The 15401-nt window shown below is 64.7% G+C and carries 12 protein-coding genes; 11 read left to right on the top strand and 1 reads right to left on the bottom strand.

Features of this window, described 5'->3' with window-relative positions; translation table 11 throughout:
• Positions 1-458 precede the first annotated feature (458 nt).
• The gene (locus HNP00_RS14950) at positions 459-1388 is read right to left on the bottom strand and encodes a carbamate kinase (protein WP_184740458.1); all 930 of its coding nucleotides are present in this window, start codon (positions 1386-1388) and stop codon (positions 459-461) included.
• 111 nt (positions 1389-1499) lie between these two features.
• Here HNP00_RS14950 and HNP00_RS14945 point away from each other — a divergent pair, with 111 nt between their 5' ends.
• The 11 genes from HNP00_RS14945 (at position 1500) to HNP00_RS14895 (ending at position 15394) form a co-directional block, all read left to right on the top strand.
• Positions 1500-2450 carry a DUF2877 domain-containing protein gene (locus HNP00_RS14945; RefSeq protein ID WP_184740455.1) on the top strand — a complete coding sequence of 317 codons (951 nt, stop codon included), beginning with the start codon at positions 1500-1502 and terminating at the stop codon, positions 2448-2450.
• Entirely contained in the window at positions 2447-3991 is a 1545-nt protein-coding gene (gene fdrA / locus HNP00_RS14940; protein WP_184740453.1) for an acyl-CoA synthetase FdrA, read from the top strand. Before HNP00_RS14945 ends, fdrA begins: the two co-directional genes overlap by 4 nt.
• A complete protein-coding gene (locus HNP00_RS14935) occupies positions 3988-5409 on the top strand; it encodes a DUF1116 domain-containing protein (protein ID WP_184740451.1) in 1422 nt (473 codons plus the stop codon). Before fdrA ends, HNP00_RS14935 begins: the two co-directional genes overlap by 4 nt.
• A gap of 29 nt (positions 5410-5438) precedes the next feature.
• Positions 5439-6752: a cytosine permease gene (locus HNP00_RS14930; protein ID WP_184740448.1), complete on the top strand. Its 1314-nt coding sequence runs from the start codon at positions 5439-5441 to the stop codon at positions 6750-6752.
• A gap of 691 nt (positions 6753-7443) precedes the next feature.
• Positions 7444-8688: a Xaa-Pro peptidase family protein gene (locus tag HNP00_RS14925; RefSeq protein ID WP_184740446.1), complete on the top strand. Its 1245-nt coding sequence runs from the start codon at positions 7444-7446 to the stop codon at positions 8686-8688.
• A 183-nt stretch (positions 8689-8871) separates the two neighbouring features.
• Positions 8872-10461, top strand: coding sequence for an ABC transporter substrate-binding protein (locus HNP00_RS14920; protein WP_184740444.1), 1590 nt, complete (start codon positions 8872-8874; stop codon positions 10459-10461).
• Between the two features lie 5 nt (positions 10462-10466).
• Positions 10467-11507: an ABC transporter permease gene (locus HNP00_RS14915; protein WP_221451534.1), complete on the top strand. Its 1041-nt coding sequence runs from the start codon at positions 10467-10469 to the stop codon at positions 11505-11507.
• Between the two features lie 3 nt (positions 11508-11510).
• A complete protein-coding gene (locus HNP00_RS14910; RefSeq protein ID WP_221451533.1) occupies positions 11511-12383 on the top strand; it encodes an ABC transporter permease in 873 nt (290 codons plus the stop codon).
• Between the two features lie 10 nt (positions 12384-12393).
• On the top strand, positions 12394-13425 hold the full coding sequence (locus tag HNP00_RS14905; protein WP_221451532.1) for an ABC transporter ATP-binding protein: 1032 nt from the start codon (positions 12394-12396) through the stop codon (positions 13423-13425).
• Positions 13422-14243: an ATP-binding cassette domain-containing protein gene (locus HNP00_RS14900; RefSeq protein ID WP_184740442.1), complete on the top strand. Its 822-nt coding sequence runs from the start codon at positions 13422-13424 to the stop codon at positions 14241-14243. The genes HNP00_RS14905 and HNP00_RS14900 overlap by 4 nt, the downstream gene beginning before the upstream one ends.
• On the top strand, positions 14240-15394 hold the full coding sequence (locus HNP00_RS14895; RefSeq protein ID WP_221451531.1) for a sugar phosphate isomerase/epimerase: 1155 nt from the start codon (positions 14240-14242) through the stop codon (positions 15392-15394). The genes HNP00_RS14900 and HNP00_RS14895 overlap by 4 nt, the downstream gene beginning before the upstream one ends.
• The last annotated feature ends 7 nt before the right edge of the window (positions 15395-15401 follow it).

Here is a 15401-nt window from a genome sequence, read left to right as displayed (position 1 = left end):
AGGCTTGAAGCACATAGTACCCAGGGGTCCGGATTTCGGGCACGAGGTCCGGAATCTTTGGGGGACGCGCCCTTGACGGCGCGTACCCCTGGGACAGCGGGAGCATGGGGGCCGACGGCGACAACCCGGACATGCGCGCAAGTTCAGCCCCCTTCTTCCCGCTGACGAGGATCCAGCGGGTTCGCAGCCTCTATTTTGCAACGTTGTACTCACGATGTAAAGGTGGTGGCCGATCGGCGAACCGCGTATTCGCGTTGTCGGATCGGCGCGACTGAGGAGTCCCTTGGAGTACCGCGTCGGCCGAAGAACCGTCCTTGACTCGCATCCTTGACTGGTAGTCCTCGGTCAGTGCCGTGACGTGTTCGGCACTGAAGGAACGAAGTTTGACTGACCCGCTACTTTGTTTCGAATAGGCTTGTAGGACGCCCCACGGAAGGCCCTCCGAGCTGCGGAGCTGCTTAGGCGAAAACGATGCCCTCCGGAACATCTGGGCGGATTTCCGTCCCGACCTTGCGCGCCAGCAGGTCGTCCAGGCGGTCCAGCGGGCCAATCAGGGCGCGGCCGCCGGCCTTGGCGACACGGATCGCGGCGTCGACCTTCGGCTTCATGGATCCCTCGGCGAAAGCCAGCTCGGAGATGGCCTCCGGCGAGGCCGTGAGGATGTCGCGCTGCTCGGGGGTGCCCCAGTTTTCGCTGACGTAGTCGCCGTCGGTGAGCATAATGAGGGTGTCGGCCCCGAGCTCCGCGGCAAGGGCAGCACTGGCAAGGTCTTTGTCGACAACGGCCTGCATACCGGTCTGGCGGCCTTTTCCGTCGATCTTCACAGGAACGCCGCCCCCGCCGACGCACACTACGAGGCGGCCCTTTTCCAGGAGCAGCCGGACCAGCGGTGCCTGGAGGATGCTAACGGGGTCCGGAGAAGGAACTACACGGCGGAAGGCGTTGCCGTCCTTGGCAATCGTCCAGCGGTACTCGGACGCGGCTTCCGCGGCATCCTGCGCGGAGTACTGGGGGCCGATGAGCTTGGTGGGCCGTTCAAAGGCGGGATCGTGTTCGTCTACGACAGTGGTGGTCACGACGGCGGCAACCTCCCGTTCTCCAGCCAGGGCATTGGATAGTTCCTGCTGGATGACGTACCCGATCATGCCTTGGGTCTCGGCGCCAAGGATATCTAGGGGGTATGCCGCGACGTCCTGGTAGGCAAGGTTCTGCAGGGCAAGCAAGCCGACCTGGGGACCGTTGCCGTGCGTGATCACCAGCTCGTGCTCCTTTGCCAGGGCGGCAAGGGCTTGACAGCTTGCTTTCACGTTCGCACGCAGGCGGTCTGCCGTCATCGGCTCACCGCGGCGGGCCAGGGCGTTTCCGCCCAGTGCAACCACTAGTCGCATTTGAATCCTCCTCTGGAATTGGCTTCAAGATACGGATGATGGTATACCATCATCAGAACCAGCGGTCGAACGGGCCGCGTCTCGCCCCTGGAAGGCGGACAAAGGAGGGTTATGAAAACATCGGCGCGGCCGAACCGTATACCATCCGTTTCCTTGGATTCGGTCTTGCTGCCTGCCCTCCGTGAGAATCCGGGCACGGGAAAAGTACATTCGGTCTTTGACCGGGTCATCAACGTCCTGGCTCCGTGCGGGCAGTTGGTCGCCCTTGCCGCCCAACAATTGGATGACGCACCGTGGACTATCCGTGCCGAAGTGCGCGACTGGAGCAGGGAGGATGTCCAGGCCGGCGATCCGGTGGCCTTCGGCGCGCAGCAGATCCGTTTCGAGAGCCCGGACGCACCTACAGTGTTGCTGTCCGGAGCCCGGGAATGGTTCGCGAAGAAGGTCTCGTTGGAACATCTCGCGGCAGAGGAGTTCCAAATGCGCGGCCATGTCCTGGCTGGACTGCTCGACGAACTCGGCATCCGTGGCGGAATCCTTGAGGAGTCCGCCCAGAAGGAGTCGGCGCACGCCAATGCCTTCGAGGAACAAATCGCCGCAGGCCTGCGCAACGGATGCGAGGCCCTCGTGGCTGCAATCCGTGCCAACCAGCCGGACCACATCGGCGAGACCGCGTTGCAACTGCTCGGTCTCGGCCCCGGACTTACCCCGGCCGGCGACGATTTCCTCAGCGGCCTGACATTGCTCGCGGCCCAGCCCGGAAGTCGGCTCGGCGGGGCACGCGAAGTGATCTCCGCCGTCGTCGGGCAATATTCAGACCGCACCACCCTGCTTAGCTGGACGACGCTGCGGGAATCGCTCGATGGGCGCGCCCGCGAAAGCGTCCTCGAGCTGCTCAGCCAGCTCTTCCGCCAACGCGCGGAAAGCCCGGCCGAACTTGCCCGGCACCTCCGAGCCCCGGTGAACCGCGCTTTGCGCATTGGCCACACCTCGGGAACAGACATCCTGTCCGGCCTTCTGGCCGGACTCCGCCTCGAAACAGAACTGAGAGGATCCATGTGAGTGTCACAGCGGTGATCAAGAAGAACAGCTATTTCGATTCGGTATCGCTGATGTCGATATCGACGAAAGCGAACGGGATCGACGGCGTCGAACAGGCGTTCGTCGCGATGGCGACCGAGATGAACAAGGGAGTTCTGAAGAACCTCGGTCTGCTCACCCCCGAACTCGCCGAGGCGGGCAACGGCGACCTGATGATCGTCGTCGTCCCATCCGGCGGCGGGAACGCCGACGCGATCGTCCCGCAGATCGAGGAACTGCTCACACGCCGGGCACCGTCCGGCGGCGCGGCGGAGATCTCGTACCGCACCATTGCCGCGGCCGCACATGCCGACGCCGGGGCGAACCTGGCGATCATCGCGGTCAACGGCGCCTATGCCGGGCGCGAGGCACGCAAGGCCCTTGAAAACGGGATGAGCGTGATGATGTTCAGCGACAACGTCCCCGTTGAAGAGGAAATCGCACTGAAGGCTCTTGCCCACGAGCAAGGCCTGCTCATGATGGGCCCCGATTGCGGAACGGCCATCATCAACAACGTAGCCCTCTGCTTCGGCAACGCCGTCCGCCCCGGCCCGGTCGGCATCGTCGCCGCGTCCGGCACCGGTTCGCAGGAGGTCAGCGTCCGAATCCACGCGCTGGGCGGCGGCGTCTCCCAGCTGATCGGTACCGGCGGGCGCGACCTGAGCGCCGAAGTCGGCGGAGTCATGATGATCGACGGAATCCGGGCCCTCGCGGCGGACCCGAAGACCGAAGCGATAGTCCTGGTGTCCAAGCCGCCCGCGCCGGAGGTTGAGAAGAAGGTACTCGCGGAAATCGCCGACGCCGGCAAGCCCGTGGTGGTGTACTTCATCGGCGGTTCCGAGGAAGCCGTCACCGCTGCAGGCGGTCACTTCGCCGCGAGCAGCCTCGACGCCGCCCTGGCCGCCGTGCGGCTCACAGGCTCGCCTTCTGCCACTGCCCTGGCCGTCGACGCCGCTCGCATCGAATCCGTGCGCGCCCGGCTCTCGCCGGAACAGACGAACATCCGCGGCCTTTTCTGCGGCGGCACCCTATGCGACGAGTCGATGTACGCGCTACTCGACGACGGCGAGGAAGTCTGGAGCAACATCCAGAAGAACCCGGAATTCGTGCTCGGCGCGGGCAACCCGAGCACCGGGCACACCTTCCTCGACTTCGGCGACGACGAATTCACCAACGGTCGCCCGCACCCGATGATCGATCCTTCCTTGCGCCTGGCCCGCCTGGTCGAAGAGGCGAAGGATCCCTCCGTGGCGGCCATCATCATGGACTTCGTGTTGGGCTTTGGCGCCCACGAAGACCCGGTAGGTGTCACCCTCCCGGCGATTACCGAAGCCAAGAAGATTGCCGCCGACGCAGGACGCCACCTTGAGATCGTGGCGTACGTCCTCGGGACGGACTTGGATACGCCAGGCCTCGCGGCCCAAACTGCGGCCCTTGAAAGGGCCGGAGTCATCGTTACCAGCAGCAGCACCGAGACGGGCGAATTCGCCCGTGCATTGGTGCGGGAAGGAATCAAGGCATGAGCATGTCGAAGCTTTTCGACAGTGAGTTGAACGTCATCAACGTCGGCCTGGCAATGTTCGAAGAGGATATTGCCGCGCAGGGCGCCAAGGTCCGCACCCTTGACTGGACCCCTCCCGGCGGCGGCAAGCCGAAGGTGATCGCCGCGCTGGATAAGCTTGAGCGGCCGGAGCTCGCGGAGAAGATTGGCGCCGCGAACGCTGAGGCGGCGGACCGCATCATGAGCGCCAAACCGATGCTGGTGGGCTTCGGCCGCGCAATCGACGTCGTTCCCGGCATGACCGCCACCACCATCCTGCACGCCGGCCCGCCCATCACTTGGGAGCGGATGTCCGGCCCGATGAAAGGTGCTGTCACCGGTGCGCTGGTCTTCGAAGGCCTCGCCGCCGATCTCGTTGAGGCCGAAGACGTGGCCGCCTCCGGGAAGATTACCTTCTCGCCCTGCCACGAGCACGACTGCGTGGGCTCCATGGCCGGCGTCACCTCCGCATCCATGTATATGCACGTGGTCCACAACGAGACGCACGGCAACTACGCCTACACCAACTTGTCAGAGCAGATGGCCAAGATCCTGCGCATGGGCGCCAACGACCAGAGCGTCATTGACCGCCTCGTCTGGATGCGGGACGTCCTGGGCCCCATGCTCAAGGAAGCCATGGAAATCGGCGGGGCTATTGACCTGCGCCTGATGCTCGCCCAGGCCCTCCACATGGGCGACGAAGCGCACAACCGCAACGTCGCCGGCACTGTGTTGCTTTTCCAGGCCCTGGCGCCCGCCCTCCTACAGACCAGCTTCGGCACGGAGCAGAAGAAGGAAGTCTTCGACTTCATCGCCAGCTCCGACTACTTCTCCGGCCCCACCTGGATGGCGACGGCGAAAGCGGCCCTCGACGCCGCCCACGGGATCGAAGGCTCCACCATCGTGACCACCATGGCGCGCAACGGCGTCGAATTCGGTATCCGCGTGAGCGGCCTGCCCGGCAACCACTGGCTCACGGGGCCGGCCCAGAAGGTCATCGGGCCGATGTTCGCCGGCTACAAGCCGGAAGACTCCGGGCTGGACATCGGCGACAGCGCGATCACTGAGACCTATGGATTCGGCGGCTTCGCCATGGCCGCGGCCCCGGCGATCGTCGCGCTCGTGGGGGGCACAGTGGAAGACGCGGTCGCCTACACGCACGCGATGGCTGAAATCACCACCACCGAGAACCGGAACATCACCATCCCATCGCTGGGCTTCCAAGGCTTGCCGACGGCGATCGACGTCCGCAAAGTGCTGGACACCGGCATCCTCCCGGTCATCAACACCGCCATCGCGCACAAGGATGCCGGCATCGGCATGATCGGCGCCGGCATCACCCACCCACCGGTCGAGGCGTTCGAGAAGGCAATCATCGCCCTCGCGGACAAGCTCGCCTGAACCGACCCCAAGAGAAAGCAGTCGCTGATATGACAACACCGCCAGACACAGTTGAAGTCACGGCTGCCGGGGCCGGTCTCGAATCCGAATTCGAGCACTCCCCGGTTCCCGAGTCCCACCGGAAATCTCTCCTGACGGTTTCGGCCGTCTGGTTTGGATTCCCGATGATCCTCACTAATGCCGTCCCCGGTGGCCTCGTGGTTGCCTTGCTCGGTTTCTGGCAAGGCCTCGCCGCGATTGTCGTGGCCAATCTCTTCATGTTCGTCTACGTCAGCCTGCTGAGCTATCGGGCCGGCAAGACGGGCAAGAGCTTCGCTCTGCAAGCCACCGAAACCTTCGGGACCGCCGGCTATGCCATTGCCTCAGGCTTCCTGGCCACCGTGGTGGTGGGCTGGTTCGCCTTCAACACCGGCGCCACAGGCGCCAGCCTGAACAAGGCGTTCGGCTGGAACGAGGCGCTGGTAGTTGCCGTTGCCGGTGTCGCGTTCATCGCGGTGACCTATCTTGGCATCAAGGCGCTGTCCTGGCTGGGTGCCATCGCGGCTCCGTTGTTCATCGTGGTGGTGATCATCGCCATCGCGATCGCGGCGCAGAGCCACGACCTGGGCCAGATCGTGAACTACCAGGGCGTGGGCGGCGGTGCCATGACCTTCGGTGTGGCCGTCACCTCGATCATGGCAACTTTCGCCGATTCCGGAACCATGACGGCGGACTTCACCCGCTGGTCGAAGAACGGGCGCGAAGCCGTGCTTGCCACGGTCACCGCGTTCCCGTTCGCGAGCCTCGTGGCCCAACTCAGCGGCGGCCTGCTGGTCGCAGCCGGCGCCATAGCGGCCGCGGAGACCGCCGGCGGCAACTTCACCCCGATCCTCACCGGCGTGAACAACCCGTTCCTCAACGCCCTGGTGGTGGTGTTCGTGGTTATCAATCTCGGTTCGGTGTGCACGCACTGCCTCTACAACGGCGCGCTGGGCTGGTCCCATCTGACCCGGTCCAGGATGCGACTCCTCACCTTGGTGCTGGGGGTAATCGGCGTGGTGGTGGCTCTGCTGGGTGCGTGGAACTACTTCGTGAACTGGCTCGCCTTCCTGGGCGTGCTGGTCCCGCCGCTCGGAGCCGTGCTCATCGCGGACCAGATCATCTTGCGCAAGCGCCTTGCCGACCGGGGTGAGGCGAAGATCCGCCCGACGGCGTTCATCGCCTGGGCCATCGGGGCCGCGGCCGCCGTCGTGGTCCACTTCAACGCGCCGATGCTTTCGGATGCCGTAGTGGGCCTAGTTGTCGGTCTTGTCGCCTACCTCGCGATCGAGTCGCTGTCCGGCCGGGCAACGGCAGGGAGGTAGGTCTAAGCGCAGCTCGTTGCATAGGGTGTGCCTCCAAATTCGGTTCGGTGGCTTTTGGCGTGCTTGTTGGGTGTGTCATTTGCGCAGCTGACGGATGAGCAGTGGTCTGGTTTGCTGCCGACGGCCCACCTGAAACTCTTTTGGCCCCCACGAGTTGGGGCACGCCGTGCCAGCGTCGAGGCGGTCTGCTTCCCGCAGCCCCTGTGTCGCCGGTGGCCGCTTCTGCGGCTTCCTCTCGGAGGGCGACGTCGATAATCACCGGGCGCCGTCGTTTTAGGTGCCCTGGCTCGTCCCCCACATGCGGCTGCGGGGGACCGATCGCGATGACGGCTGCCCAGCAGCCTGCTGACCCTCGTCGGGCGTCCCGGATGGCCCGCAAACGCCACCATGGGTCATCCCGCCGCGCTGCCGGTGCCGGGTTTTCGCCGAACAAGAATTCCACTCTGTGGAAATTAGATTTTCTCTTGCGGAAAAATGTGACGAGAATTATATTGAGTCCACCCCTCCCTGGGGCGTCAACGAAGACAGATTGGCTCTGAATCATGAACATTTCAGACTCAACAGTGCCGAAGGTGAGTTCGGCACTGGGGGAGACGGGTGCGAAGTCCATTCCGCGCACCGTCCCCGCATCACTGATCGCCAGAAATGGCGTCGAATCCCCCCGCTCCGGCCTGATCCCAGACGGCGCACGATGATCCCGGCGAACAGCGCAGCCACTGTGTTGGAGCGCTTCACCGCCAAGCTCCCCCTCAGCGTCCTCCGGGAGCGCATCGCCAGGGTCCGGGCCGTGTTGAAGGACCAGGGCATCGACGCCCTGGTGGTCTTCGCCAGCCCCCGTTCCCTGGGATCCCGGACCCGGACTACCGGATACGTCCAGTACCTGGCCGGTTTCACATCCAAGCCGACACCCTCCACAGTAGTGCTCACGGCGTCCGGCGAAGGAGCGGTCCTGACCTTCGGCGCCCACGAGACGCGCGAGTTCGGACTGCGCTCCGGCTGGCTGGGGGAGATCATCCAGGCCGGCGAGCAGCGCTCCCACCCCGCGGTGGCCGCCAGGTTCCTGGCGGAAGCGGGAGTCACCCCCGGATCCCGGCTGGGCGTCATCGGAACCGACGAGCTGAGCCACGCGTCTTATCTCGCGGTGGAGCAGGAACTCGGCGGATACGAGACCGTCGCTGCTGACAGCCTGCTGGACCGCCTGCGGCTGACCCGGGCCCCGGAGGAGGTGGAGATGTTCCGCGTCTCCGCAAAGATCTCCGACGCGATGGTGGCGGCTGCTTTTGCGGAGTCGATCCGCCCTGGAGCCTCCGGTCCCTCCATCATGGCGGAGATCGAGCACACAGGCAGGCTCCTCGGAGCCGATCTGGCCAATTGCTGGCTGTCCGTCGGAGAAGCTCCTCCCACCACGTACTTCGAGTTCATGGAACTGCCCCAGGAGGTCACCTCGCGTGACCGCGTGCAGATGGGCACCACCACGGCCTACGAAGGATACTTTGGTCAGTGCCTCAGGATGGGAGTAAGGGGAACCCCGAGCCGAGAGCTCGCTGAGTACTCCGAGATCCTCCTGAAGATCCAGGACGCCGCCCTCGGAGTCATGCGCCCCGGCGAGCCCTTGCACCGGGTCATCGACGTCATCGAGGAGATGTACGCGGCGCACGCACCCTACACGCGGGGAACCGACCCCTTCCGTTTCCAAAGCTGCCACGGACTCGGGCTCAGCTACGTCGAGCCCGGCATGGCCCGGGACCTGAACCCCCTGAGGGACAAGTCCCTCGACCCCAGTGGTGTTCTGATCGAACCCAACATGGTCATCGAAGTCCACCCCAACTTCACTGTTCCCGGACTGGGCTGCGTCGTCGCCGGCGACATGGCGCTCGTCACGGAAGACGGTGCCGAATGGATCACCGAGTCACCCCGCGGAATCTGGGAACTCTGATTCCGCTCTGTTCGTCGTGTCACCGCTGAAGGCGCCCCTGACCTGCCGAACCCCAAAAAGAACATCCTCGCTTAGCGGACCTCACGCAAGGACCCGCCCACTTGGCGACCAAAAATAGCAGCGTCTCCGTGCTGCTGCTCACCCCTCGGAATCCCACTGACAAGCCTCTCAGGAGCCCCCAAAATGACCTCCAATCCCCGCCGTTCAAGGACCATCGCCCGTACCGCTATCTTGACCGTCCCCCTCGTCGCTTCCATGCTGACGGCCTGCACTGCAGGCGGAAGCTCCAGTGGCGGTGGCGGTGGCGGCGACGCCAGCGGTGGCTCGTCGTCGATCGTCGTGGCCTTCAAGCACGAGTTCAACACAATGGACCCGCTGCGGTCGGACTACGCCCAGACGAACATGGTCGACAATGTGCTCTACGAGCCGCTGGTCAAGTTCGACGCCAAGAACAACATGGTCGGCTCGCTGGCCACCGAGTTCAAGTTGGCCCCGGACGCCAAGTCGATCGCGTTCACCCTCCGTGACAACGTGACCTTCCACGATGGCACCCCCCTCACGGCCAAGGACGTCAAGTTCAGCTTGGACCGCTACGTACGGTTGGGCCAAGGAATCGCCTCCCAGCTGCAGGGCTACGCCTCCACCACCGTCGTCGATGACAAGCACGTGGTGCTCAACCTGAAGGCTCCCAACGCCTTCTTCATCAACGGCATCGCCAATGTCTACATCTTGGAAGCCGACATGGTCTCCAAGAACGCCGGGTCCGACGACAGCCAGGGCTGGCTGCAGTCCCATGAGGCCGGCACCGGCCCCTACCAAGGCACCGGGACGTCCTCCGCCGACGGCACCACCGTCACCCGCTACGACAAGTACTGGGGATTCGACGACAAGCGGCCCACCCAGATGGTCTTCCGCCGCATCGACGAAAGCGCCACTGAGCGTGACGAGCTGAAGGCCGGCAACGTGGACATCGCCTTCGGCGTCTCGGCGGTCGACGCTGCGGCCCTGAAGGACCAGCAGAACGTGGACGTCGCTTTCCTCAAGACTTCCGGCCAGACTCAGCTGTTCTTCAACACCTCAACCGGTGCCACCGCCAACCCCCAGATCCGCGAGGGTCTCAGACTGGCCTTTGACTACGCGGGCGGCTTCCAGAAGATCCTCAACAGCAACGGCACCATCGCCTCCGGCACCGTCTCCGACGCCTTCACCTGCCGCCCGGAGAACTCCACGCCGTCGGCCCAGGACAAGGACAAGGCCAGGCAATTGCTGGCCGGCCTCGGATCCCAGGCCCTGGAGCTCCGCTACCAGTCCGTGGACTCCGTGCAGACCCAGCTCGCAACGCTCTTCCAGTCCAATCTGAAGGACCTGGGTGTGACCGTCAACCTGGTGCCGATCGCCTTCCCGGACTACCTCAAGACCCTGTCCAACCCAGCCACGATCCCGTCCATGATGCTGCTGAACGACTACATCCTGACCCCTGACCCCGGTGCCAGCCTGGACAAGCTCTACAACTCCAAGAACATCGGCAGTACGAACAAGGGCGCCTACAGCAACAGCAAGGTCGACGAGCTCCTCGCCCAGGCGCGCACCATCGCCGACTCGGGCAAACGCTGCGATCTGTACAAGCAGGTCGAAGCCCAGGTCTCCCAGGACTCCGTCTCTGCGAACCTGTACCAGGTGACGTTCCCGGTCGGCTACCGAAAGGGCCTTCAGGGCATCGTCTTCGACTGGTCCGCAACCCCCATGTCCTTCTTCAACGTCCGGGTGGGGTGACCACGGTGGCGAACAACCCCAAACAGCAGACAGCAGTCTTCCTGCTGAGAAAGGCCGCGTCTTCCTTCATCACGCTGGTCGGTCTGAGCGCCTTCGTTTTCATGATGGTCAAGCTCATCCCCGGTGACGAAGCGCGCGTGGCCGCAGGTGAGAACGCGTCCGTCGAACAGGTGGAAGCGATCCGCCACAGCCTGGGCTTCGACCAGCCGGTCCCCGTACAGTTTGTGGCTTTCATCGGCCGCCTGTTGCACGGTGACCTGGGAACGTCCATCACCACGCATGTCTCGGTCACTCAGGGCATCCAGCAGGTGCTGCCCCAGACCATCGAATTGGTCCTGCTCGCCGTGCTCATCGTGGTCACGGTCGTGGTCCCGCTGGCCACGGTCTCGGCGCTGCACCGGGACGGCAAGATCGACTACACCTTCAAGATCCTCGTGATCGTGAGCGCCGGTCTCCCCACCTTCTGGCTCGCACTGCTCCTGCAGTATGGCCTGGGCACCAAGGCGCAGCTGTTCCCCATCTCGGGGCGTCTGTCCCGCAACATGCACGTGCCGACCCGGACCGGCTCCGTGGTCCTGGACTCCCTTTTGGCCGGGAACCCGCTCGCCGCGTGGGACGGCCTCCAGCACCTCATCCTGCCGGCAGTCGTCCTCGCCCTTCCGTTCGGGGCGCAGCTCTACAGGATGCTGCGGGCGGAGCTCATCCAGGTGCTCGCTCGCGAGCACCTCACAGTCGCCCGTGCAAAGGGCGTCCCCCAGAGGCAGCTGGTGATGCAGCACGTGTTGCCCAACTCTATCGGTCCCTCGATCACCCTGGTGGGTATCCAGTTCGGGGCCATGGTGGGCGCCGCGGTGCTGGTGGAGTCGGTGTTCGGGCTGGTGGGAATCGGTTCCTACCTGACCAACGCCGTGAGCCAGAAGGACACCTTCGCCGTCCTCGGCGGGGTCCTGGTCATCGGTGCACTCGTGGTCGTCTCGAACTTCGTCGTAGATATTTTGCAATTGGTCCGCGACCCGCGCCTGCGGGCCGGCCAGTTAGGAGCATGAACCGTGGCCGCAACCCTTCCTGTGTTCGTCCCCGAGCGACGCAGCTGGCGCCGGACTGTCAGCGGGCTCCCGGGCATGCAGCTGATCGTCCCGACGGTGGTGGTGCTCCTCCTGGTGCTCGCCATCGTAGGGCCGCTGATTGCCCCGGATGCCTTGGTCTACCGATCTGACATCCTGAGCGCGCTTGCTCCGCCGAGCAGTACGCACTGGCTCGGCACCGACGAACAGGGCCGCGACGTCTTCTGGCGCATCATCGCCGGCGCGCAGTCCTCCCTGTTGTCCGCCGTCGCAATCGTCACCGGCTTTTCCTTCGTGGGGGTCCTGGTAGCCACCCTGGCCACCCTTGGTGGCAAGTGGGCGGACGAAGTCCTGATGCGCGTCGTCGACGCCGCCTTGGCCTTTCCGCCGATCATCTTCGCCCTCGGTGTCGCTGCGGCCCTCGGCCCGAGCCTCAACTCGGCCATCATCGCGATGATCCTCACCGGCTGGCCCGTCACGGCACGCGTACTGCGAGGCGTCATGAAGGAGACCATGAGCCAGCCTTTCGTGGAGAACGCCCGCGTCCTGGGCGTCTCGCGGACCCGGCTCATGCTCCGGCACGTCCTTCCGAACTCTTTGGACGTGCTAGTGGTCAAGTGGGCGGGCGACGTCGGCAACACCATTCTGATCCTCGGTGGCCTTTCCTTCGTGGGCGTGGGCGCGCAGCCCCCCAGCGCGGAGTGGGGAGCCATGGTGACCAGCGCCAAGGGTGTCATCGCCACCGCATGGTGGGCGGCGTTCACCCCCGGCATTGCCATCGCGATCACGGCGACGGCCTTCGGCCTCCTGGGTGACATACTCCAGGTCCGCTTTAATCCTGCACTCCGCAAACGGTGAGGACCGGAACATGAAAACGATGACCAATACCCCAGCACAGAAGGACGCCGAACGCCGTCCTGATCCTGGCACACTGCTGTCCGTACGGGACCTCACCATCGAGGCGGGATCCAAGGAGCTTTCCGTGCGCCTCGTGGATCATTTCAGCTTGGACATGGCCCCGGGCGACCGGGTGGCCCTGGTAGGTGAATCGGGCTCCGGAAAATCTGTCACGGCCCGTGCCATCATGCGCCTGGATCCTGACTTCCGGCTCTCCGGAACCGTCGACTTCGAAGGACAGGACCTCCTGAAGCTCAATGAGAAGCAGATGGTGGCCGTCCGGGGGCACAAGATCGGCATGGTATTCCAGGACCCCATGGGAGCGCTCAACCCGCTGATGACCATCGGGGAACAGGTGATGGAGCCGCTCCGGATTTCCGGAGTGAGCCGCGCTGAATCCGAGCGCCGGGCCAAGTCCGTCCTGGAGGAGCTCGGCGTGGCCAACGCCGAGTCCCGTATGAAGGCCTACCCGCACGAGTTTTCCGGCGGCATGCGCCAGAGGGTCGTCCTGGCGATGGCACTCATCTCCGACCCGTCCCTCATCATCGCGGATGAGCCCACCACTGCCTTGGACGTCCGCGTTCAAGAGCAGGTGCTTACCCTGATGGACAAGGTGTCCAAGGAACGCGGCCTTGCCGTGCTTTTGATCACCCACGACCTCGGCACGGTGGCCGGATTCACGGACCGCGTGGCCGTCATGTACTCGGGCCGCAAGGTGGACGAGGCCTCGGTGGATGCACTCTTCAGCAACCCGGCCCACCCCTACACCCAGGGACTGCTCCAAGCGGTGCCGCGCATCGACCAGACGGTCCCGCGCTTGCTGACCATCCCGGGGGCGCCGCCGCACCCCCTCAACCGGCCCACTGGCTGCGCTTTCTCCCCACGGTGCCCCTTCGCGTTCGATTTGTGCCTCGTGGAATCGCCTGAACTCAGGCCCTCGCCAGAGGGTGGAGTCGTCGCTTGCCACCTCTATGGTGCCTCCGGAAAGGACGAAGGATCATGAGCCTCCTGGAACTGCGTGACGTGTGCAAGACCTTCCACGCCTTGGGGCGGGAGCCGGTGAAGGCTCTCAGGGACGTCAATCTCACCGTCGAGGCCGGCACCATCACCGGCCTGGTGGGGGAGTCCGGCTCCGGGAAGACCACCATTATCAAGAGCATCATGGGCTTGGAAAGGCCCACGAGTGGCACTGTCACCTACGACGGCATAAACATCCCTGAAGCCAAAGGGGAGACGCTCAAGCGGATCCGGCGTGAGGTCCAGTTCGTCTTCCAGGACCCCACCTCCAGCCTGAACCCACGCATGACCGTGGAGCAGTTGGTGGGTGAGGGTCTTCTGGTGCACAAGCTGGTCGCCGGGAAAGCGCAGCGCCGCGAGCGGGTGGCGGAACTGCTCACCATGGTGGGCCTGAGCGATCGCGATCTGGACAGGTACCCCCGGTCCTTCTCGGGCGGCCAGCGCCAGAGGATCGCCATTGCCCGGGCTCTCGCCGTCGGACCCAAGCTCCTGGTCTGTGACGAGCCGGTCTCGGCCTTGGATGTCTCTGTCCAGGCGCAGGTGCTCAATTTGCTGCAGGACATGCAGGAGGAGCTGGGGTTCACGGTGCTGTTCATCGCCCACGACCTTGCCGTGGTCAGGCAGATCTGTTCCCGGGTGGCCGTGATCCAGTTGGGGCAGATCGTTGAAGAGGGGCCTTCCGAAGACGTCCTGGCCGCTCCGTCCCACCCGTACACCCAGGCACTTCTGGCCGCGGTTCCCACGCCCAATCCCGCCGTCGCCCGCGCGCGGGCGCTCGCACGGCTCCAAGAAAAGGTTGCATGATGCTTGAAGTTGCCAACGGTTCCACGGGGACCATATCGACCCACCCCGTACGTGTAGGGGTTGACGGAAAGAAGATTCCTGAATCCGCCAAGCGTGGCCCGCTCGCCACCGTCTCCCACGCCCACGAACTGGACATGGACGGGCTGTTCTTCCGGACCGTGCTGGACATGAGTCCCACCTTGGACGCTGGTGAACTTCGGGAGATCCGGCAGCGGGCGGACGAACTGGACATGTACCTGGAGACCGGGCTGGGCAAGGTTAACCCTTATGCCAACCCCGAGGCCCCCGAGCTGCGGGCCATCGGGGACGGGGACATCGTCCTGGGGTTCCGCCGGATGATGGAAGCCTGCGCGGCCATCGACTGCCGTGAGCTGTGGGTGGCCACCGCCAACTTCAAGGGGTCCTACTACGGCCGCTTCGCCTACGACCGGTTCCGCACCGATGTGGACTGGAGCGATCAGCTGGCCGCGACGGAGAGGTTCCTCAAGAAACTGGCCCCCATCGCTCGGGATCTGGGTATCCACATGAACCTGGAGACCCACGAGGAGATCACCACCTTCGAGCTGGTCCGGTTGGTCGAGGAGGTCGGCCCGGACGTCACCGGTATCGTCTACGACACCGCCAACGTCCTGCAGCGGATGGAGCATCCGATGTTCGCGGCGCGGCGCGTGGCGCCGTATGTCCGGCAGACGCACCTGAAAGACGCCTATGTGGCGCACGACGACGGCGGGTTGGTCCACCAGTTGCGGCCGTACGGTGAGGGCGTGGTGGACTTCGCCGGGGTGCTGCCGATCATCGTGGCCGCAAACCCGACCATGAACGTCACCATCGAGAACCCGCAGTCCTACCTGGATAAGACCCCGAGCCAGCGTCCGCGCGTGATCGAGGCCTTCCACCCCGAGTTCCTGAAGGGTCACCCGGACCTGACGGTCGAGGAGCTCGCAGCCTATCTGGACATGATCCACCGTTATGAGCAACGCGTCGCCTCCGGCGAGGTGGCCGACTGGCAGAGCTACCTCACCCAGCCGTACGAATACGCCGAGGCCGTGGAATGCATCAAGACCGGCGCCCGCATGGCCCGGTCCATCATCGGCTCCGCCGGCTTCCCACTGCACACCCCCCTGGGGCAGGCTGCCACCGCCGGCCACTGATTTAAGC

Origin of the sequence: Arthrobacter sp. AZCC_0090, assembly GCF_014207375.1 — a bacterium.
Lineage (GTDB): Bacteria > Actinomycetota > Actinomycetes > Actinomycetales > Micrococcaceae > Arthrobacter.
Note: the sequence above shows the minus strand (reverse complement) of the source record. Positions and strands in the feature narration are given on the sequence as shown.